Genomic DNA, 19,908 nt, shown 5'->3' on the forward strand with positions numbered 1-19,908 from the left:
ACTCCCATGTCCGCACACGAACCCATCGGCCACGGCCTGAACCCCGCGCAGAAAGAGGCGGTGCTGTACCTGGACGGCCCCTGCCTGGTGCTGGCCGGCGCCGGCAGCGGCAAGACGCGCGTCATCACGCAGAAGATCGCCTACCTGCTGCGCGAATGCGGCTACATGGGCCGCAACGTGGTGGCGCTGACCTTCACCAACAAGGCCGCGCGCGAGATGGATGAGCGCGTCAAGACGCTGGTGGACCGCAAGCTGGGCAAGGGCCTGACCATCAGCACCTTCCACTCGCTGGGCGTGAAGCTCTTGCGCGAAGAGGCGCGCAACGCGGGTCTCAAGCCGACCTTCTCGATCCTGGACGCCGATGACGCCATGGCGATCATCCAGGAGCTGCTGGCCACCACCGACAAGGGCCGCCTGCGCCACGTGCAGGGCATCATCTCGCTGTGGAAGAACGCGCTGATGGAACCCGACGACGCCGCGCGCGAAGCCATCACGCCGGGCGACGTCGAGGCCGCCAACGTCTATCGCAGCTACGCCGCCACGCTGGCCGCCTACCAGGCCGTGGATTTCGACGACCTGATCCGCATCCCGGCCATCCTGCTGGCCAACAACGAAGAGGTGCGCACGCGCTGGCAGAACCGCGTGCGCTACCTGCTGGTCGATGAATACCAGGACACCAACGTCTGCCAGTACCGCCTGGTGCAGTTGCTGACCGGCCCGCGCGCCATGTTCACGGCGGTGGGCGACGACGATCAGGCCATCTACGCCTGGCGCGGCGCCACTATCGAGAACCTGGCCAAGCTGACCACCGACTATCCCAATCTCAAGCTCATCAAGCTGGAGCAGAACTACCGCTCGGTGCAGCGCATCCTGGCGGCGGCCAACCAGGTGATCGAGAAGAACCCCAAGCTGTTCGAAAAGAAGCTGTGGTCGGACCTGGGCGTGGGCGAGCCGATCGTCGTTTCGGCGATGGACGGCGAGGAGCACGAGGCCGAGTCCATCGCCATGAAGATCTCGGCCTCGCGCTTCGAGCGCCAGGCGCAGTGGAAGGATTTCGCCATCCTGTATCGCGGCAATCACCAGTCGCGCATCCTGGAGCAGGCGCTGCGCAACCTGAAGATCCCGTACACGATCGCGGGCGGGCAGAGTTTCTTCGACAAGGCCGAGGTGCGCGACATCCTGGCCTACCTGCGGCTGCTGGCCAACGACGAGGACGATCCGGCCTTTATCCGCGCCGCCACCACGCCCAAGCGCGGCATCGGCCAGGCCACTTTGCAGACGCTGGGCCAGTATGCCGCCACTCGCGAGCTGTCGCTGCTGGCGGCGGTCGATGAGACCGGGCTGGAAAGCCTGCTGGCGCCGCGCCAGCTCGAACCGCTGCGCACCTTCACCGAATTCATCCGCCGCATGCAGTGGCGCGCCGGCCGTGGCGCCACCGCCGGCGCCGATGGCGCGCCCGCCGAACCCGCCGGCGTGATCCTGGACGACCTGGTGCAGGCGATCCAGTACGAACGCCATCTGTTCGAGCTGTTCGACGAACGCCCGGCGCAGACCCGCTGGCAGAACGTGCTGGAGCTGACCGGTTGGCTCAAGCGCAAGGCCGAAGAGGACAACATGTCGCTGTTCGAACTGGTGCAGCACGTTGCGCTGGTGACCATGCTCGAACGGGGCGAGGAAGAGGAGCCGGACGCGGTCAAGATGTCGACCCTGCATGCCTCCAAGGGCCTGGAGTATCCGCACGTGTACCTGGCGGGCGTCGAAGAAGGCCTGCTGCCGCACCTGGGCAAGGACGACGAGGTGGGCGATCCGGCGCGCGCCGCGGAGAACCTGGCCACCCGTATCCAGGAAGAGCGGCGGCTGATGTACGTGGGCATCACGCGAGCCCAGCGCAGCCTCAACCTGAGCTGGTGCAAGCGCCGGCGCCGGGCGCGCGAGGACCTGGTGCGCGAACCGTCGCGCTTCATCGAGGAAATGGGCCTGGATGCTCCGGGCATCCAGGAAGACGAGACCACCGCCGCCATGAATCCCAAGGAACGCATGGCCATGCTCAAGGCCTTGCTGAAGAAATAGCCCCGCAATAAATTACATGACGGGGGAGCGTCCAGGATCTATACCTGCCGCTTTGCATCATGGCGCTGACGATGAAGGATGACGTGCGTTACCAACCGGTGCCCGGCACGCCGGGCCTGGTGCTGGGCGTGGCGCGGCTGGTCGACTTCCAGTTCGACCGGCACTACCACGTCGATTACCACATCGGCCTGGTGACCCAGGGCGTGCAGCGCCAGACCTTCCGTGGCCGCAGCACGCTGCTGGGGCCCGGGGGCATCGCCCTGATGCCGCCCGGCGAGGTCCATGATGGCGCCGGCGTGGCCGACTATGGCCAGTCCTACACCCTGAAGACCTTCCGTCTGTCGCCCGACCTGATGCGCGATTTCATCGCCGAAGTCTCGGGCGGCGCATCCGACGAGCGGTTCCTGGGCACCTTGATCGAGGAACCCGCGCTGGCGGCCCGCTTCAAGGCGTTGCACGCTTCCTGGATGGCGGATGCGGCCGCCGGGCCGCTGGCGCACGAGTCCGCCTCGCTGGCCCTGATGGGGACGCTGTTCGCGCGCACGGGGGCGGTGACGCCCCAGGCGGTGCGCGGCGGCCTGTCGCTCGCGCACCAGCGGGTCGTGCGGGATTATTGCCAGGCCCACCTGGGCGACAAGATCGGTCTGGAAGACCTGGCGCGGCTCTGCGGCCTGAGCCGCTACCAGTTCCTGCGCCGCTTCGCGCTGTCGGTGGGGCTGACGCCGCACGCCTGGCTGACGCGGCTGCGCCTGGAGCGGGCCTGCGCCGCGCTGGCGCGGGCGCGCGCTCCGATCGCGCAGGTGGCGGCCGATGTCGGCTTCTACGACCAGAGCCATTTCAACCGCGCGTTCCGCACGGCCTATGGGGTGCCGCCCTCGGCCTACCGGCGCGCGGCCTGAGCGCGCCGATTCCCGCGTCGTCCTGGCGCTGGCGCGCGGCGCGCCGGAGGAACGGCGCGGGTCGTTATCGCACCAGCGCGCGCAACGCCGCCAGGAAGTGATCGACGTCCTGCTCGTGCGTGGTGAACGACGTCACCAGCCGCGCCACGCCCGGGCCCCAGCGGTCGTGGTAGAAGCGAAAGCCCTGCGCCAGCAAGCCGTCAATGGCGGCGATCGGCAGCCGGCAGAACAGGATGTTGGCTTCGACCGGCCCCTGGAGTTCAACGCCCGGCAGGTTCGCCATGCCCGCCGCCAGCCGCGCCGCCATGGCGTTGGCCTGGCGCGCGTTGCGCAGCCACAGGTCGTCCGCCAGATAGGCTTCCATCTGTGCCGACAGCAGCCGCATCTTCGAAAACAGGTGGCCGCCGCGCTTGCGCCGGTAGGCCAGTTCGGCGGCGCGTCCGGGTTCGAACAGCACGATGGCCTCGGCGCCCAGCGCGCCGTTCTTGGTGGCGCCGAACGACAGCGCCGCGACGCCGGCCTTCCAGGTCATTTCCGCTGGCGTGCAGTCCAGGCTGACCAGGGCATTGGCGAAGCGCGCGCCGTCCATGTGCAGGGGCAGCCCGGCATCGCGGCAGACGGCGCCGAGGGCCCGGATCTCGTTCAGCGTGTACACGCTGCCGGTCTCGGTGGCCTGTGTGATGCTGACGCAGGCCGGCGGCATCGAGTGCACGTCTCCGGCCTTGTGGCGCGCTTGTTCCGCGAGCCGGGCGGGGTCGAGCTTGGAGGCCGCGCCCTCCAGCAGCGCCAGGCGCGCGCCGCCGCTGTAGAACTGCGGCGCGCCGCATTCGTCGTTGGCGATGTGGCTGTGCGCGTGGCACAGCACGCTGCCCCAGGGCGGCGTCAGCGCCGCCAGCGCCAGCGAATTGGCGGCGGTGCCGGTGGGCACCAGCAGCACGTCGACCTCGCGTTCGAAGATCTCGGCCAGGCGCCGTTCGACGCGCAGGGTGATGTCGTCGGCGCCATAGGCGGGGGCCTGTCCCTCATTGGCGCGCAGCAGCGCGGCCAGGATCTGGGGGCTGGCGCCGGCGGTGTTGTCGCTGGCGAAACCCTGTTGGGGCGAGGCGGCGGCGGGGGTGTCCAATACGGGGCTCCGGTGAAGACAGACAGGTCCTCACTATGCCCGCCGGCGCCGGGCCGGGCTTGTAGAAAATTGCGCCTCGCTCCTACACTGGGGCGGACCCGGCGAGCCCGCGCCGGGCCGGTTTTTCAAGGAGCGCATCATGTGCCGCTGGCTGGCTTACACCGGGAGTCCCCTGCAAATGGAGAGCGTGCTGTTCAAGGCCACGCACTCGCTGATCGACCAGAGCCTGCATGCGCGCATGGGCGCCACCACCACCAATGGCGACGGCTTCGGCCTGGGCTGGTACGGCCGACCGCCCGAGCCGCCGTTCCGCTACCGCAGCGTGCATCCGGCCTGGAACGACCGCAACCTGCGCGAGGCCGCGCGCGCCATCCATTCGCCGCTGTTCGTGGCGCACATCCGCGCCGCCACCGACACGCCGGCCCAGGAAACCAACTGCCATCCGTTCCGCCATGGCAACTGGCTGTTCGTGCACAACGGCGTGATCCGCGACTATCCGCTGCTGCGGCGCGACCTGATGCTGATGATCGCGCCGGCCTACTTCGGTTCACTGGAAGGGTCGACCGATTCCGAGGTGATGTTCCTGCTGGCGCTGACTTTCGGCCTGGAGGAAGACGCGCTGCAGGCGCTGGCGCGCATGGTCGGCGCGGTCGAGGAGACCGGCCGGCGCCACGGGGTGGCCCGGCCCATCAACATGACCGTGTGCGCGCTGGATGGCGAGCGCCTGATCGCGGTGCGCTATTCCAGCGAGCGCGATTCGCGCACGCTGTTCCACAACACCTGCGTGCGGCATCTGCGCGAGCTTTATCCCGACGACCCGAAGGTCGCGGCGCTGGACGATGACGCATTCCTGTTGCTGTCCGAGCCGCTGAGCGAGATGCCGGGCGCCTGGGAAGAGGTGCCCGAATCCACCGCCATCATCGCGGGCCGGGGCCGCGTCGAGCACTATCCGTTCGTGCCGGTGCCGCCGGGCGCCTGAATGCCATAGCGCGCCGCCGGCGTATTGCGCGACAGTTCCGGTCCCAGGGCCTGGCGCGCCGCTTCCAGGCGTTCCAGCAGGGTCGGGTCGGTCAGCGACGGGATGGTGACGAACTCGCCCTGGTCCAGGCCCGCCAGCGCGCTGCGCACCATGTCGTCCGCGCTCATCACGATGGCGGACGGCAACTCGCTGGCCGGCTTGCCGGCCAGGTCCCAGAACTCGGTGCCGGTGGCGCCGGGCAGCACCGCCTGGACGCGCAGGCCCTTGTCCGCCAGTTCGTGGCGCAGCGACTGCGAGTAGGCCAGCACATAGGCCTTGCTGGCGCCGTAGACGCCGTTGAGCAGCTCGGGGTGCAGGCCGACGATCGACGCGATATTGATGATGGTGCCGCCGCCGCGCGCCACGAAGGCGGGCGCGGCCGCCATGGTCAGGTGGGTGAGGGCGCTGATGTTCAGGTCGATCATGGCCTGCATCTGGGCGGCATCGGATTGCAGCAGCGGCGCCACCGCGCCGATGCCGGCGTTGTTCACCACCAGGGTCAGCGAGTCGTCCTCGCGCAGCGCTTGCGCCACGCGTTGCACACCGTCGGTCCGCGACAGGTCGGCTGGCAGCACGCGCACGTCACGGCCGGTCTCGGCGCGCAGTCGCGCGGCCAGGGTTTCCAGGCGTTCGACGTTGCGCGCCACCAGCGTCAGGTCGTGGCCGCGATGGGCCAGGTGGTGGGCGTAGCGCGCGCCGATGCCGGACGAGGCGCCGGTGACCAGGGCGCGGCCGGGGGATTTGCCAGACGGGGTGTTGCTCATGAAAGACTCCGAAATGGGGACGGCGGGTAGTGCCGGTACCCTTGCAGAGTAGAACCGGGATGGAATATCCTCAATGACATAGAAACGTCTTTTCAGGACATACGATGAAAACGGACGGTCCAGCCATGAAAACCATCGCGATCCTGTTGCACCCGGGCTTCCAGCTCATGAGCCTGGCGGCCAGCGCGGTCTTCGAGATGGCCAACCGCCAGAGCGGCGAACCGGCCTATCGCGTCGTCCTGGTGTCCGAGCATGGCGGCCCGGTGGCCAGTTCGCTGGGGTTTGCGCAGGACACGCAGAAGCTGGGGCGGCGCGCGTTCGACACCTTGATCGTCGCCGGCGACAACACCGGCGAGGGCGCGTCCGAGAGCCTGTTGCGCGCGCTGCGCGGCGCCAGCGAGCGGGTGCGCCGTTGCGCCTCGATGTGCACCGGCGCGTTCGTGCTGGCGCAGGCCGGCCTGCTCGACGGCCGCCGCGCCACCACTCACTGGTTCTATGCGCGGCGCCTGCAGCGCGAGTATCCGCGGGTCAAGGTGGACGAGGACCGCATCTTCGTGGCTGACGGCCCGATCTGGACCTCGGCGGGCATGAGCGCCGGCATTGATCTGGCGCTGGCCATGGTGGAGGCGGACCTGGGGGCGGACATGGCGCGCGCGGTCGCGCGCAAGCTGGTGCTGACACAACGCCGCGCGGGCGGACAGTCGCAGTATTCGGCGTTGCTGGAGCTGGATGCGAAGTCCGATCGGGTGCAGACCGCGCTGGCCTATGCCAAGGCCAACCTGAAGGCCGAATTGTCGGTGGACGAGCTGGCGCGCGCCGCGCACCTGAGCCCGCGCCAGTTCAGCCGTGTGTTCCGCCAGGAAACGGGCCAGTCTCCGGCCAAGGCGGTGGAACATCTGCGGTTGGAGGCGGCGCAGGACATGATGCAGTCCGGCCGTCATGCGGCCGAGGTGGTGGCGCGCGAAACCGGCTTTGGCGACCGCGACCGCATGCGCAAGGCTTTTCTGCGCGCGTTCGGCCAGTCGCCGCAGGCGATGCGGCGGTTGCTGCACGCCTGACGACGGCGTCGCGCGGACGGCCCGTGACGGGCCGCCCGATCAGTGCCCGGTGTGCAGCGCCGGGTTCAAGGTGCCCCAGGCGGCCGTGCGCACCAGCGTTTCGACCGCGCCGGTCTGCGAGTTGCGGCGGAACAGCAGTCCGTGCTGGCCGGCCAGCTCCACTGCCTTGACCACCGCGCCTTCCGGCGTCAGCACGCGGGTGCCGGCGGTGACGTAGCAGCCCGCTTCGACCACGCAGTCGTCGCCCAGCGAGATGCCGATGCCGGAGTTGGCGCCAAGCAGGCAGCGCTTGCCAATCGCCACGACCTGTTTGCCGCCGCCCGACATGGTGCCCATGATGGAGGCGCCGCCGCCGATGTCGGTGCCGTCATCGACGATGACGCCGGCGCTGATGCGGCCTTCGACCATGGAGGCGCCGAGGGTGCCGGCGTTGAAGTTGCAGAAGCCTTCGTGCAGCACGGTGGTGCCGGCGGCCAGGTGCGCGCCGAGCCGCACGCGGGCGGTGTCGGCGATGCGCACGCCGGCGGGCACGACGTAGTCGGTCATGCGCGGGATCTTGTCGACGCCGCGGATTTCAAGGATCTGCCCGGTGGCGCGCAGTTGCCAGCGCAGCGCGTCGACCTGGTCGACGGCGCAGGGGCCGGCGGAGGTCCAGGCCACATTTGCGAGCACGTTGAACAACCCGTCGAGGTTGGCGCCATGCGGCCGGATGAGTCGGTGGCTGAGCAGGTGCAGGCGCAGGTAGGCGTCGTGTGCGTCGGCGGGCGGCTGGTCGAGCGAGGCGATGGCGGTGCGCACGGCGACGATGTCGACTTTGCGCCGGGTGTCGCGCCCCAGCGAGGTGGGCACGTGCTCGCCGAGCGCGGCTCGCGCTTCTTCAGGCGTGAGGTGCCGGGTGCCGCCCGCGGGCGTCTTGTCGGTCAGGGACGGGCGCGGATACCAGGTATCGAGGACGGTGCCGTCGGCGGCGATCGTGGCCAGGCCGTAGGCGATGGCGCTGTTTTGGGGGTGTTCTTGCATGGGCTTTTTTTGGGATTTTCTTGGGAATATTCTAGGCGATGGGGGCGGGGCTTTCTATTCGGGGGCGGCGGGGCGCTTCGTAGGCCGCCCCTCGGGCAGGCGGCCGCAAGGGGCGTCTGCGCATTTGAAGGCGAGACGGGTGCGCTGTGCGCTGGTGTTGAGGGGTTTTCTATTTGGGCCGCGCATCAGGGGGAGGGGCGGTGGTGGGCGGCGCGATGGATGTCATGTTGCGCGTCACGAGTCTGCCGCGCCGCCCACAAACAAGTGTGGTGCGCGCAATCTCTCAGTCGTGCTCGACAGCGCCGCATCCACGCGCGCCAGCGTCAACGCGACGACGCAAGACGCCGCGTAAGCCTCAAAAGGCCGCCCGCGCGGCCGGCTTGAGGCGGGCCCCGCAAGATCCTCTCCCCACCCCTGATGGGCAATAGCATGCCAAGCACCCCATTCGCCCCAGAGCCCGTCACTAAGTCTCATCGTGAGCGGGTGTCGGGGCAGGCGGAGGATGGCGGGGCGTGTAGATGCGCCCGAGGGAATCCGAAGGAGTCGCCGAAGGCGAGGACGAGGATGACGACGGGGCAGTCCGGAGCGAAGGCTCCGGACCGCAATCGTAGCCCCGCCATCCTCCGCCTGCCCCGACACCCGCGGCTAAAGAACCCAACCCGCCGCAAAAAGAACTCTAAGCAAGTTCCTTCAACAACAACTCCCAGAACTTCAACCGCTGCTCCAACGTAGAAACCAAGATGTACTCATTCAGCGTATGCGCCCCGTCCCCATCCGCCCCAAGACCATCCAGCGTCGGAATCCCCATGGCCGAGGTGAAGTTGGCGTCGCTGCCGCCGCCGGTCATCGGCGCGTCTTCCAGCAGGAAGCCGGCGCGTTCCGCGTAGCCTTGCACCAGCGCCAGCAGCGCGGCGGCTTCCTCGGTCTTCACCATCGGCGGGCGGTTCAGTTCCACGTCGATGTCCAGTTCCACGTCCGGGCCCACCGCGCACAGCTCGCGCATACGGCGCAGCACGTCTTCGGCCGCGCCCATGTCGGGCACGCGGAAGTCCACCACGCAGCGGCACAGCGCCGGCACGGTGTTGGTGACGGTGCCGCCGGCGATCGTGCCCACGCTCACGGTGATGCCGCGCTCGTAGTCCGTCATCGCTTCCAGCGCCAGCACCTGGTGCGCCATTTCGCGGATCGCGCTGCGGCCTTTCTCGTGCTGCATGCCGGCGTGGGCGGGGCGGCCCTTGACGTTCAGGTTCAGCATGCCGGTGCCCTTGCGCGCCGTCACGCACTTGCCGCCGTTGGGGCGGGCCGGTTCGCACACCAGGGCGTACTTGGCATTGGCGGCGAAGCGTTCGATGTGCGCGCGCGAGGCATGGCTGCCGGTTTCCTCGTCGGGCACCACCAGGAAATCCACCGGCAGTTGCGTCGCGCCGGGGCGGGCCACGCTGGCCAGCGCCGTCAGCGCCAGGTAGATGCCGGCCTTCATGTCGTAGCTGCCGGGGCCGTAGAGGCGGTCGCCCTCGATGCGCACCGGGTTCTCCAGCAGCGTGCCGACCGGGTGCACCGTGTCCATGTGCGCCAGGATCAGGATGCCGGGGCGGGTGTCGCCAGCGGCGCGGTTGGTGGCGTACAGCAGCGGGCCGGTGGCGGGGCCGAGCGACGACAGTTCCACCGTCAGGCCGGCCGCGGCGGCGTAGTCGGCGATGATGCGGGCCATCGCGGCGATGCCGTCGGGGAAGTTCGAAGGCGATTCGCATTGCAGCCAGCTCTGGATGCCGGCGACGAGTTGTTCAGTGCGGGAAGTGGAGGACATGGCGATTCTGCTAGCGGGAATGAAAGGGAACGTTCAGGCGACCTGCTGGCCGGCCAGGCGGGCCAGTTCGGCGTCGCTCGGCATGCCGCCCTCGAACCACAGGCTGGCGCAGACCGCGGACATGGCGCGGCCGTCGTGGCCGATGCCGGGCACCACCTGCAGCGTCCAGTTGAACGGCACGCCGCGGCGCTCGGCTTCCTTGCGGCCGGCCTCGAAGTAGTTGTGGGCGCGGGCGAAGCGGTGCGGCCCCTGGCGCATGGCGGCCGGTTCCGACGGCAGGTTGGGGTCGTCGGTGGCGATGTCCTGGTCGCCGGCCAGGATCGTCATCGGGTACGCCAGCAGCTTGACCAGGTGGTCCTCGGTCAGGCCGACGCCGTCCATGCCTTCGGGGAAGGGGTAGTCGAAGGTCGGCAGGGTGTACCAGCCGGGGTTGCCGGCCGCCACGGCCTTGAACGGCGCGTGCGACTGGCTGCTCATCAGGCGGTGCACGAACTGGCCGCCGGCCGAGTGGCCGAACAGGTAGACATTCTGGCCATCGGTGATCTCGGCGTCGATCATGTCGCGGATCACGTTGCCGACCAGCGCGTAGGTCCAGCCGTCGATGTGGCGCGGATTGCCGCCGGCCGAGAACACGCGGCCATTGTTGTAGCTTTCCACGCCCGGCCAGATCTCGTTGGAGAAGGTCAGCGCCACGATCAGCAGCTTGTGCTTGTCGGCGGCCTCGACCCAGAAGTCGCGGTATTCGTCGCCGTTGCGCAGCACGCCATGCTGCACGATCACCACCGGGCGATCCGGGGTGTAGCCGTAGGGGCGGTAGGTCTGCAGCTTGAACGGGCGATCGGAATTGCGATCCTCGTCGATATAGGTGATGGCGTTGCGGCCGGCATGGCCCATTTCGATGGCGATGCGGTCCACGTTGGACATGTCAGAGGGTTTCATGGCGTTCAGGCGGTGGCTTCGTTCAGGTGGCAGGCCGACCAGTGGCCCGGAGAGATTTCCTTCAGCGTCGGCGCCTGCTCGCGGCAGCGCGGCATGGCGTGCGGGCAGCGCGGGTTGAAGGTACAGCCCGACGGCGGATTCAGCGGCGACGGGATCTCGCCCTTGATCGGCGTGAACTTGCGGCCGCGGCGCGCCACGTCCGGCACCTCGGCCATCAGGGCCTGGGTGTACGGATGGTTGGCGCGCGCGAAGATCTCGGCCGAGGTCGAGATCTCGACGATCTTGCCCAGGTACATGATAGCCACGCGATCCGAGATGTGGCGCACCACGCCCAGGTCGTGGCTGATGAAGAGGTACGTGAAACCGTGCTGCTCGCGCAGGTCCATGAACAGGTTGATCACCTGCGCCTGGATCGAAACATCCAGCGCCGCCACTGGTTCGTCGCACACCAGGAACTTGGGCGCCACCATCAGCGCGCGGGCGATGCCGATGCGCTGGCGCTGGCCGCCCGAAATCTGGTGCGGAAAGCGGTCGCGGTACTCGGTGTCCAGGCCCACTTCCTTCAGGGCCTGGTCGATGCGCGCGGGAATCTCGGCCGGCGGCGCCAGCTTGTGCACCTTGAGCGATTCGCCCAGGATCTGGCGCAGGCGCTGGCGCGGGTTGAGCGAGGCCTGCGGATCCTGGAAGATCATCTGCACGCCCAGCGTGTAGGCCAGCTTGTCGGCGCCGCGCAGTCGACGCGCGTCCTGGCCCTGGTAGAGCAGGTCGCCTTCGGTCTGGCGGTGCAGGCCGGCAACGACGCGGCCCAGGGTGGACTTGCCGCAGCCGGACTCGCCCACCAGGCCGACGACTTCGCCGCGGCCGATGCGCAGGTCGACGCCGTTGACGGCATACACGGTGCGGCGGTCGATCGGGCGGCCGCCCAGGGCCAGGATGCGCTGGGCCAGGTCGGGACGCTGTTCGAAGCGCTTGTGGACGTTCCTGAGCTCGATGACGGGGGTATCGGCTTGACTCATGCTTGCTCGGCCTCGCGGGCGATCGGGACGTAACAGCGATAGCTGCGCGAACCTTCGGTGGTAACGGTGGGGGCTTGTTCGGTGCAGCGCGTGACCGCGTGGGTGCAGCGCGGCCGGAAGGCACAGCCCGACGGGCGGCCGGCCAGGCTGGGCGCCATGCCGTTGATCTGGTGCAGGCGCGCGCCCGGCGTGGTGGCGCCGGGCATCGAGTCCAGCAGGCCGCGGGTGTACGGATGGCGCGGCGCGTCCAGCACCTGTTCGACCGGGCCGCTCTCGACGATGCGGCCGGCATACATGACCGCGACGCGGTCGGCCAGCTCGGCCACCACGCCCAGGTCGTGGGTGATCCAGATCAGCGCCGTGTTGTGCTCGCGGCAGATCTCCTGCATGCGGTACAGGATCTGGCCCTGGATGGTCACGTCCAGCGCCGTGGTCGGCTCGTCGCAGATGATCAGGTCGGGCTTGTTGAGCATGGCGATGGCGATCGCCACGCGCTGGCGCATGCCACCCGAGAACTCGTGCGGGTAGCTCTTCAGGCGCTTCTCCGGCGACGGAATGCCGACCATGGCCAGCGCCTCGCGGCAGCGTTCCATGGCCTCGGCGCGCGGCACGTCCTCGTGCGTCAGGATGGCTTCCATCATCTGCTCGCCGATGCGCAGCACCGGGTTGAGCGTCATCAGCGGGTCCTGGAAGATCATGGCGATGCGGTTGCCGCGCAACTGGCGCATCTGCTCTTCGGAGAGCTTGCGCAGGTCGTTGCCCTTGAACTTCACTTCGCCGTCGACGACTTCCCCCGGCGGATCGATCAGCCCCAGCAGCGAGAAGCCGGTGACCGACTTGCCCGAGCCGGACTCGCCGACCAGGCCCACGATCTCGCCGCGGCGCACGGTCAGGTCGACACCGTCGACCGCCAGCCAGGCGCCGGCCTCGGTATGGAATGCGGTGCGCAGGCCGCGCACATCAAGAAGGACTTCACTCATCGCTTGGGGTCCAGGCTTTCACGCAGGCGGTCGCCGACGATATTGATTGAAAGAATGAGCAACAGCAGTGCAATGCCCGGGAACAGGCTGATCCAGTAGTCGCCCGACAGCAGGTACTGGAAGCCGTTGGAGATCAGCAGGCCCAGCGACGGTTCGGTGATCGGCACGCCGACGCCCAGGAACGACAGCGTCGCTTCCAGCGCGATGGCGGTGGCGATCTGGATGGTGGCGAACACCATGACGGGGCCCAGGCAGTTGGGCAGCAGGTGGAACACCATGATGCGCCAGGCCGGGAAGCCCAGGTTGGCGGCGGCCTCCACGTACTCCTTGCGCCGCTCCTGCAGCGCGCGGCTGCGCATGATGCGGGCATAGTGGCCCCATTGCACCAGCACCAGCGCCAGGATCACCTTGTCGACCCCGCGCCCCAGCACCACCAGCAGCACCAGCGCCACCAGGATGGTCGGGAAACCCAGGATGAAGTCGACGATGCGCATCAGCACGGTGTCGACCAGGCCGCCGACGTAGGCGGCCACCAGGCCGACCGCGCCGCCCACGGCGGTGGCCAGCATCACGGCCGACAGGCCCACCATCAGGCTGATGCGCAGGCCGTACAGGATGGCGCTGAGCATGTCGCGGCCCTGGTCGTCGGTGCCGAGCCAGGCGATGCTGCCGTCCATCAGCGCCTGGCGCGGCGCCAGGCGGCCGTCCATCAGCGACAGGTTGGCCAGGTCATAGGGGTTCTGCGGCGCGAAGTAGGGCGCGAACACCACCAGCAGCACCAGGATGGTCAGGGCGATGACCGAGCCGCGCACGGTCGGGCGGGCCCGCAGTTTCTTCAGGATCGAGGCGCGCTTGGGCGTATCGGCCAGGGGCTGGACGGTACGGGTGCGGCCGGTATTGGGAGATTGAGCCATGGCGATTATTGAGCGGGGGTCACGAGCTGCACGCGCGGGTCGAGCGCGGCGTACAGGATGTCCACAACCAGGTTGATGACCACGAAGATCAGGGTGACCAGCATCACGTACGCGACCACCACAGGCCGGTCGAGCTGGTAGACGCTGTCGATGAGCAGCTTGCCCATGCCGGGCCACGCGAACACGGTCTCGGTGATGGTGGAATAGGCGATCAGGCTGCCGAATTCCATGCCGATGACGGTGACCACCGGGATCAGGATGTTGCGCAGGATGTGGCGGCGCACGATGCGGCCGGGCTTGATGCCCTTGGCGCGCGCGAACTTCACGTAGTCCTGGCTGCGGGCCTCGACCACGCCGGAGGCGGTCAGGCGCAGCACCAGCGCGATGTTGGCCAGCGCCAGGTTGATGGCCGGCATGATCAGGTGCGACCAGCCGTCGGCCGTCAGGATCGACAGGCGCACGCCCAGCACCGTCACGGTGTCGCCGCGGCCGGTGGCGGGCAGCCAGCCGAGCCACACCGCGAACAGCAGGATCAGCATCATGCCCTGCCAGAAGTTGGGCAGCGAGAAGCCCAGCACCGACGACGCCATGATGCCGCGGCCCAGGGGCTCATCGCGGTACAGGCCGGCCACCAGGCCCAGCGGTATGCCGATCACACAGGTCAGGCCGATGGCCACGATCACCAGCTCGAAGGTGGCGGGGATGCGCTGCACGATCAGCTCGATGGCCGGGATGCCGTGCACGAACGAGGTGCCCAGGTCGCCGTGCAGCGCGCGCCACAGGAACCCTGTGTATTGCTGCCACACGGGCAGGTCCAGGCCGAGGCGGGCGATCATCGCCTCGCGCGCCGCCTGGCTGGCTTCGGGGCTGACCAGCAGTTCGATCGGGTCGCCCACGGCATACACCGCGAAGAAGACCACGACCGAGACGGCCAGCAGCACGAACAGACTCTGGATCAGTCTGCGTAGGATGAAAAGGGCCACGTGATATTTCCTTGGTGGGCTCGGGGTTGCAGGCGCCGGAAACGGCGATCTTAATTGGCGGGCTTGGCCGACATGGCCAGGGTGTATTGGTCGGCGCGGCCTTCGTACGTCAGGCCCTTGCGGAACGCCCAGATGCTGCTTTCGAAATGCAGCGGAATGCTGGGCAGGTTGGCCAGCGCCAGGGTCAGGGACTCCTGCAGCAGCTTCTCACGCACCGCCGGATCGACGGTGGTCAGGGCGCGCTTGAAGACCTTGTCGAAGGCCGGATTGTCATAGCCGCCGTAGTTGCTGGTGCCCAGGCCGTGTTCCTTGTCGAAGGCGCTGACCCAGTACTGCAGGAACGACGAGGCTTCGCCGGTTTCCGACGACCAGCCGCCCATGGCGAAGCTGAACTCGCGCTTGGCGCGCTTGGGAAAGTAGACCGAGCGCGTCATCGCGTCCACGGTCGTCTTGATGCCCACGCGCGACAGATATTGGGCCACGGCCTGCGAGATCTGCGCGTCGTTGATGTAGCGGTCGTTGGTCGACGAGATGGTCAGCTCGAAGCCGTCCGGGTAGCCGGCCTCGGCCAGCAGCTTTTTGGCGGCGGCCGGATCGTACTTCAGTTCTGGCGGCGGCTGCAGCGTGCCGAACATGCCGTCGGGCAGGAACTGGTTGGCCGGGGTGGCGGCGCCGTCCATGATGCGGGCGGTAATGGCCTTGCGGTCGATCGCCATCGAGATGGCGCGGCGCACGCGCACGTCCTGCAGCGGGTTCTTGCCGTCGGCGGCGCGCACCATCGGGCTGGGGCTGCGCGCCACGTCGAACTGGAAGTACACCACCCGCACCGACGGCGTGATGACGTAGCCGAAGCCCGGCGTTTCCGAGATGCGCTTGACGTCGCGCGCGGCGGGGTTCTCGATCAGGTCGAAGTCGCCGGCCAGGAGGCCGGTCAGGCGCGGGCCGGCGGCCGGCACCGGAATCAGGCGCACGTTCGGCCAGGCCGGCTTGTCGCCCCAGTAGGCGTCGTTGCGCGCCAGCTCGATGGCGCTGCCCTTGACGTACGACTTGAGCGTGTACGGGCCGGTGCCGATGGCGGATTTGCCGCTGTTGAAGTCGCTGATGGTGGGCCAGGGGCCGGTCACGCCGCAACCATTCTTGGGATCGAAGCGGATCGGGCCATGCTCGACGATGCCGCTCCACAGCATGGCGTTGCGGGTCAGGTCGTTGGGCAGCAGCGGGTAGGGCAGGTGGGTCTTGATGACCAGCACGTTGCCGTCGCGCACGTCGATGCTGGCCAGCTTCTGCACCACGCTCAGGTACGAGCCGCCGATCGACTGCTCGTTGTGGAACGCGCGGCACAGCGTGAAGATCACGTCCTGGGGCGTGAACGGCTGGCCATTGGAGAACTTCACGCCGTCGCGCAGCGTGAATTCCCAGGTGGTGTCGTCCACCGCCTTCCAGGCGGTCGCCAGCCGCGGCACCAGATTCATCTTGGCGTCCTGGCCGATCAGCGTCTCGAAGATGTGCGAGGTCATCGCGTCGTTGGGCGTGACCTGGTGGTAGTGCGGGTCCATCGCCGTGGGTTCGGACGACAGGCCGATCCGCAGCGTCTGCGGGGCCGACTGGGCCTGGGCCATGGCGCCAGCGGCCAGGGCGGCCGCCAGCGTACAGGTCGATAACGCGCTGCGAATGAAAACGTTTGCGGACATGCTGCTTCCCTTGGTGGTTTTTTTATGAGGCGGCGCGCCATCGAGGGCGCGCCGCGCGATGCATCAGACGATCGGTTGCGCCAGCCGCACCACCGTCACCCCGGCCCGCAGGTTGGCGGTCGACGGCATGATCAGGACGCAGTTGTCGTACGGCGTGGTCACGGCCTCGCCCTCGGACCAGCCGATGGCGGTGCCGGCGCGCGCCAGCGTCTCCAGGCCCTTCCAGGGCTCGGCGAAACGGAAGTCGGCGCTCTTGGCGGCGATTGCGTGGGTCACGCGCAGCGCGCGCTGCGCGCTGGCCTGGGGGGCGAACCAGGCGGCGGGCAGGTCGGCCTCGTCCACGGTGCCGGCCGCCACCAGGAAGCGCGCCATCTGATCGACCGCCACGCCGCGCGCCTCGGGCGCGCCATGGAAGCCGCATTCGATCAGCAGCGAGCGGGTGCCGTTGTCGCCGGCCTCGCCGAAACGGCCGTAGTCGCGCATGCGCACGCCGGCGGCATGGCCGGCGTCGGCGATGATGGTGGCGGGGTTGCCCAGCGACAGGGCCAGATCGATGTTGCGCTGTTCCATGCCGGTCAGTTGCAGCGGCACGTCGGAATTGCTCATCGAGTGGAAGTCCAGCAGCCAGTCGGCCTGCGCCACCCACGGGCGCAGGGCGGCGGCGCGGCGGCGTTCCTGGCTGATGGGCTGGGCCAGCTTGTCGTCGCTCCAGACGCGGTTCATGTCTTCGTCGACGAAGCGCGCCGGCGCGTAGTTGGCCGGATCGAAGCGGTCGAACGCGGCCAGGTTGCAGAATGCCAGCGTCAGCGAACCACGGCGCGGGCGCAGGCCGGCGGCCAGCGCGTCCTTCAGGGCCCAGGCGCCGCACAGCTCGTTGCCGTGGACCAGGGCGCTGAGCATCACGCGCTTGCCCGGCGCGCCGGAGTCGAAATGCCAGACGCCGGGGGTATCCGTGTTGCCCACGCGCTCGGCCGCCAGATCCGGACAGGCGAGCAAAAAGGGACGCGGACGGGACGCGGTAGGGGACGAGGACATGGGAACTCCGATCAAGCGAGGGGGATTGTATAAGGGATGACGCCCGAAGGCGGTCAGGTGGCGGTCAGGCGCTCGCGTTGCGCGGCCACGGCCGCGCCCTGTTCGCCCAGGTCCCAGAACAGGCCGGCCATCACCGCCGCGCCTTCGCGCGCCACCGAGGCGAGCAGGTGTTCGTCGGGGCCATGCTGGCAACAGGCGGGATAGGAATGCGGCACCCAGATGGTGGGCAGCCCCAGCACGTCCGAGAAGGCGTCGTTGGGCACGGTGCCGCCCAGGTTCGGCAGCAGCGCGGGCGTCTTGCCGGTGGTGGCGGCCAGCGAGGCCACGGCCCAGCGCGCCCACGGATCGTCCGGGTCCAGCCGGGTGGCCGGCGTGCCGCGCCGCACGCGGACCTGGACCTGCCGCAGGCCCCGCGCGTCCAGGTGCCGGCGCAGGATGCCCTCGGCCTGGCGCCAGTCGGTGCCGACCACGAAACGCAGGTTGCAGGTGGCGCTGGCGCGCGGCGGAATCGCGCCTACCGGGTTGTCGGGATTGCCGGTCTTGTAGGCCAGCACTTCCAGCGTGTTCCAGCCAAACAGGCGCTCGGCCAGCGACAGGCCGGGCTCGCCCCAGTCCGGGTCGATCTCGGGTGCGTCGTCGTCCTGGCCGACCTGGATGTCCGCCAGCGCCTGGCGCACGGCGGGCGGAATCGCCGGCGGACGCAGGCCGTCGACCAGCAATCGGCCGCGCGCATCCACCAGGCTGGCCAGCGCGTTTGCCAGGATGATGCCGGGATTGGGCAGCACGCCGCCCCAGTTGCCCGAGTGGTGGGCGTGGCCGCGCAGGTCCACCGTCAGGTCGAACAGCAGCGTGCCGCGCGAGCCCAGGAACAGTGTCGGCAGGTCGGCCGCCAGCCGAGGGCCGTCGGAGGCGATGAAGACATCCGCCGCCAGGGCGTCGCGCCAGTCGGCGCACGCCTGGTGCAGGCCGGGCGAGCCGACTTCCTCGCCGCATTCCACCAGCATGCGCAGGTTGAAGCCCAGGCGCCCGCCGCGTTCGGCCCGCACCTGTTCCAGCGCGGTCATGTTGACGCAGTACTGTCCCTTGTTGTCGGCGGCGCCGCGGCCGTACCAGCGATCGCCCTCGGCCGTCAGGCGCCACGGCGCCAGGCCGGCGCGCCATTGCTCGTCATAGCCGCGCACCACGTCGCCGTGGGCGTACATCAGCACGGTGGGCAGGGCCGGGTCCTCGATGCGCTCGGCCAGCAGGAACGGCGGACCGCCGGCGACGGGGTTGTCCTCGACGCGCCAGGAACAGCCCAGCGCTTCCAGGCGCGGCGCGACCGCCGCGCGCAGGTAGTCGTGGAGCGCGGCGCGTTGGTCCGGGTTCTGGCTTTCGGTGCGGTGCGCGACCAGCTCCGCCACGTCGCGCTGCAAGGCGCCGCTATCGGCATATGCGACCGCGCGGCCGATGGCGGCGGCGCGGTTGGCGCTCGTGACTGCTGCTGGCACGGACTTCCCCTTGTCTGGCAGGGCGCGTCATTGCGCACCCTGCTGAATCGTTGCGCAAATTCTAGGATCAGGGAAGCTTTCTCTACAATTAGAATATTTATCGGAAGCTTTGCAAAAAAGGCAAAGCTATTTTCATCGGCGTCAGGCCCCAGCGAGGGGGAAACATGCACGGCATCGCCCTGCGTTACTTTGTCGAGGTCGCCCAGGCGGGCAGCCTGAGCGGGGCGTCCGAACGCCTGCACGTGGCGGTGTCGGCCATCAGCCGGCAGATCGCCAAGCTGGAGGAAGAGGCGGGCGCGGCCTTGTTCGAGCGCGCCGCGCGCGGCATGGTGCTGAGCGAGGCCGGCCGGCTGCTGCTGGCCCACGCGCGCCGCACATTGCTTGAATCGGATTCGGTGTTGCAAGAGATCGCCGCGCTCAAGGGCATGGCGCGCAACGAGATCCGCATGGCGGCGGTCGAGGGCGTGGCGCGCATCTTCCTGCCGTCGGCCATGGCGCGCTTTCGCCGCGACTGGCCCGAGGCGCGCTTCGACCTGCACGTGGGCACGCCGGCCGATGTTGCGCGCCGCGTCGCCGAAGGCAGCGTCGAACTGGGCATGACCTTCAACGTCGAACGGCTCAGCGGCGTCAGCGTGCGCTATTCGCGGCGCGCGCCGGTGCACGCCGTCATGGCCGCGGGCCACCCGCTGGCCGGCCGCAAGAGCGTCAGCCTGCAGGACCTGGGCCGCTACCCGCTGGCGCTGACGGGCCCCGGCACCACTACCCGCCATCTGTTCGAGATGGGCTGCCTGCTGGAATCGGTGCAGCTCGAGCCGACCTTTACCTGCAATGATTCCTCGCCGCTGCATGGCTTCGTGTTCGGTTCTGACGCCATCATGCTCAGCGGCTACATCTCGGTGGCCTGGAGCCTCAAGCGCGACGAGCTGGTGGCGGTGCCGATCTCCAACGCGCAGTTGCAGTCGCGCACCTTGCAGCTGCACGTCATGCAGGGGCGCCAGCTGCCGCCCAAGACGGAAGCCTTCATCGACCTGTTGTCGCGCGAGCTGGACGTGCTGCTGGCGCAAGGGCCGGGCGCCTGAGACCGCCACGGCCGTCCGGTGG

General features: G+C 68.9%; 17 protein-coding genes. 5 read left to right on the plus strand and 12 right to left on the minus strand.

The window, feature by feature from the left end; translation table 11 throughout:
* The first annotated feature begins 6 nt into the window (after positions 1-6).
* On the plus strand, positions 7-2,070 hold the full coding sequence (locus ACUDCK_RS01830) for a UvrD-helicase domain-containing protein (RefSeq protein WP_049070843.1): 2,064 nt from the start codon (positions 7-9) through the stop codon (positions 2,068-2,070).
* Positions 2,071-2,141: 71 nt separating this feature from the next.
* Positions 2,142-2,969, plus strand: a complete 828-nt coding sequence (locus ACUDCK_RS01835) for an AraC family transcriptional regulator (RefSeq protein WP_064528389.1) — start codon at positions 2,142-2,144, stop codon at positions 2,967-2,969.
* A 64-nt stretch (positions 2,970-3,033) separates the two neighbouring features.
* On the opposite strand, the gene ACUDCK_RS01840 is transcribed toward ACUDCK_RS01835, so the two are convergent.
* A complete protein-coding gene (locus tag ACUDCK_RS01840) occupies positions 3,034-4,092 on the minus strand; it encodes a threonine aldolase family protein (protein ID WP_175167220.1) in 1,059 nt (352 codons plus the stop codon).
* Between the two features lie 139 nt (positions 4,093-4,231).
* Here ACUDCK_RS01840 and ACUDCK_RS01845 point away from each other — a divergent pair, with 139 nt between their 5' ends.
* Positions 4,232-5,071: a class II glutamine amidotransferase gene (locus tag ACUDCK_RS01845; RefSeq protein ID WP_054503608.1), complete on the plus strand. Its 840-nt coding sequence runs from the start codon at positions 4,232-4,234 to the stop codon at positions 5,069-5,071.
* On the opposite strand, the gene ACUDCK_RS01850 is transcribed toward ACUDCK_RS01845, so the two are convergent.
* A complete protein-coding gene (locus ACUDCK_RS01850) occupies positions 5,038-5,874 on the minus strand; it encodes an SDR family NAD(P)-dependent oxidoreductase (RefSeq protein WP_175167219.1) in 837 nt (278 codons plus the stop codon). The two genes, ACUDCK_RS01845 and ACUDCK_RS01850, sit on opposite strands and share 34 nt — an antisense overlap.
* A 125-nt stretch (positions 5,875-5,999) precedes the next feature.
* On the opposite strand from ACUDCK_RS01850, the gene ACUDCK_RS01855 reads away from it, so the two are divergent.
* Positions 6,000-6,932 carry a GlxA family transcriptional regulator gene (locus tag ACUDCK_RS01855; protein WP_054503606.1) on the plus strand — a complete coding sequence of 311 codons (933 nt, stop codon included), beginning with the start codon at positions 6,000-6,002 and terminating at the stop codon, positions 6,930-6,932.
* Between the two features lie 39 nt (positions 6,933-6,971).
* On the opposite strand, the gene dapD is transcribed toward ACUDCK_RS01855, so the two are convergent.
* The 10 genes from dapD to ACUDCK_RS01905 all read right to left on the minus strand — a co-directional run bounded on the left by dapD (position 6,972) and on the right by ACUDCK_RS01905 (position 18,807).
* Positions 6,972-7,952, minus strand: coding sequence for a 2,3,4,5-tetrahydropyridine-2,6-dicarboxylate N-succinyltransferase (dapD, locus tag ACUDCK_RS01860; RefSeq protein WP_054503605.1), 981 nt, complete (start codon positions 7,950-7,952; stop codon positions 6,972-6,974).
* Between the two features lie 676 nt (positions 7,953-8,628).
* Positions 8,629-9,759, minus strand: coding sequence for a M20 family metallopeptidase (locus tag ACUDCK_RS01865; protein WP_054503604.1), 1,131 nt, complete (start codon positions 9,757-9,759; stop codon positions 8,629-8,631).
* Between the two features lie 33 nt (positions 9,760-9,792).
* Entirely contained in the window at positions 9,793-10,698 is a 906-nt protein-coding gene (locus ACUDCK_RS01870; RefSeq protein WP_035182640.1) for a hydrolase, read from the minus strand.
* 5 nt (positions 10,699-10,703) lie between these two features.
* Positions 10,704-11,714, minus strand: a complete 1,011-nt coding sequence (locus ACUDCK_RS01875) for an ABC transporter ATP-binding protein (protein WP_020925445.1) — start codon at positions 11,712-11,714, stop codon at positions 10,704-10,706.
* Complete coding sequence (locus ACUDCK_RS01880) at positions 11,711-12,694, minus strand: ABC transporter ATP-binding protein (RefSeq protein WP_064527953.1); 984 nt, start codon at positions 12,692-12,694, stop codon at positions 11,711-11,713. The genes ACUDCK_RS01875 and ACUDCK_RS01880 overlap by 4 nt, the downstream gene beginning before the upstream one ends.
* Positions 12,691-13,608 (minus strand): ABC transporter permease, encoded by a 918-nt coding sequence (locus ACUDCK_RS01885; RefSeq protein ID WP_064527951.1) that lies wholly within the window; start codon positions 13,606-13,608, stop codon positions 12,691-12,693. Before ACUDCK_RS01885 ends, ACUDCK_RS01880 begins: the two co-directional genes overlap by 4 nt.
* A 5-nt stretch (positions 13,609-13,613) precedes the next feature.
* Entirely contained in the window at positions 13,614-14,591 is a 978-nt protein-coding gene (locus ACUDCK_RS01890) for an ABC transporter permease (RefSeq protein ID WP_006392551.1), read from the minus strand.
* A 50-nt stretch (positions 14,592-14,641) separates the two neighbouring features.
* On the minus strand, positions 14,642-16,282 hold the full coding sequence (locus ACUDCK_RS01895) for an ABC transporter substrate-binding protein (RefSeq protein ID WP_175167218.1): 1,641 nt from the start codon (positions 16,280-16,282) through the stop codon (positions 14,642-14,644).
* A gap of 63 nt (positions 16,283-16,345) precedes the next feature.
* A complete protein-coding gene (locus tag ACUDCK_RS01900) occupies positions 16,346-17,317 on the minus strand; it encodes a succinylglutamate desuccinylase/aspartoacylase domain-containing protein (protein WP_116793235.1) in 972 nt (323 codons plus the stop codon).
* 53 nt (positions 17,318-17,370) lie between these two features.
* A complete protein-coding gene (locus tag ACUDCK_RS01905; RefSeq protein ID WP_064527947.1) occupies positions 17,371-18,807 on the minus strand; it encodes a M20 family metallopeptidase in 1,437 nt (478 codons plus the stop codon).
* 164 nt (positions 18,808-18,971) lie between these two features.
* Between ACUDCK_RS01905 and ACUDCK_RS01910 the strand changes: the two genes are divergently transcribed.
* Positions 18,972-19,886: a LysR family transcriptional regulator gene (locus ACUDCK_RS01910; protein ID WP_064527945.1), complete on the plus strand. Its 915-nt coding sequence runs from the start codon at positions 18,972-18,974 to the stop codon at positions 19,884-19,886.
* Positions 19,887-19,908 lie beyond the last annotated feature (22 nt).

The sequence above is a fragment of the Achromobacter sp. CF-sbj1-Ac2-l genome, assembly GCF_052698165.1.

What these genes read in the sequence shown, in the direction of transcription:
- ACUDCK_RS01830 (WP_049070843.1), top strand. Translation starts at nt 7, where the DNA reads ATGTCCGCACACGAACCCATCGGCCACGGCCTGAACCCCGCGCAGAAA.
- ACUDCK_RS01835 (WP_064528389.1), top strand. Translation starts at nt 2,142, where the DNA reads ATGAAGGATGACGTGCGTTACCAACCGGTGCCCGGCACGCCGGGCCTG.
- ACUDCK_RS01845 (WP_054503608.1), top strand. Translation starts at nt 4,232, where the DNA reads ATGTGCCGCTGGCTGGCTTACACCGGGAGTCCCCTGCAAATGGAGAGC.
- ACUDCK_RS01850 (WP_175167219.1), bottom strand. Translation starts at nt 5,874, where the DNA reads ATGAGCAACACCCCGTCTGGCAAATCCCCCGGCCGCGCCCTGGTCACC.
- ACUDCK_RS01855 (WP_054503606.1), top strand. Translation starts at nt 6,000, where the DNA reads ATGAAAACCATCGCGATCCTGTTGCACCCGGGCTTCCAGCTCATGAGC.
- dapD (WP_054503605.1), bottom strand. Translation starts at nt 7,952, where the DNA reads ATGCAAGAACACCCCCAAAACAGCGCCATCGCCTACGGCCTGGCCACG.
- ACUDCK_RS01865 (WP_054503604.1), bottom strand. Translation starts at nt 9,759, where the DNA reads ATGTCCTCCACTTCCCGCACTGAACAACTCGTCGCCGGCATCCAGAGC.
- ACUDCK_RS01870 (WP_035182640.1), bottom strand. Translation starts at nt 10,698, where the DNA reads ATGAAACCCTCTGACATGTCCAACGTGGACCGCATCGCCATCGAAATG.
- ACUDCK_RS01875 (WP_020925445.1), bottom strand. Translation starts at nt 11,714, where the DNA reads ATGAGTCAAGCCGATACCCCCGTCATCGAGCTCAGGAACGTCCACAAG.
- ACUDCK_RS01880 (WP_064527953.1), bottom strand. Translation starts at nt 12,694, where the DNA reads ATGAGTGAAGTCCTTCTTGATGTGCGCGGCCTGCGCACCGCATTCCAT.
- ACUDCK_RS01885 (WP_064527951.1), bottom strand. Translation starts at nt 13,608, where the DNA reads ATGGCTCAATCTCCCAATACCGGCCGCACCCGTACCGTCCAGCCCCTG.
- ACUDCK_RS01895 (WP_175167218.1), bottom strand. Translation starts at nt 16,282, where the DNA reads ATGTCCGCAAACGTTTTCATTCGCAGCGCGTTATCGACCTGTACGCTG.
- ACUDCK_RS01900 (WP_116793235.1), bottom strand. Translation starts at nt 17,317, where the DNA reads ATGTCCTCGTCCCCTACCGCGTCCCGTCCGCGTCCCTTTTTGCTCGCC.
- ACUDCK_RS01910 (WP_064527945.1), top strand. Translation starts at nt 18,972, where the DNA reads ATGCACGGCATCGCCCTGCGTTACTTTGTCGAGGTCGCCCAGGCGGGC.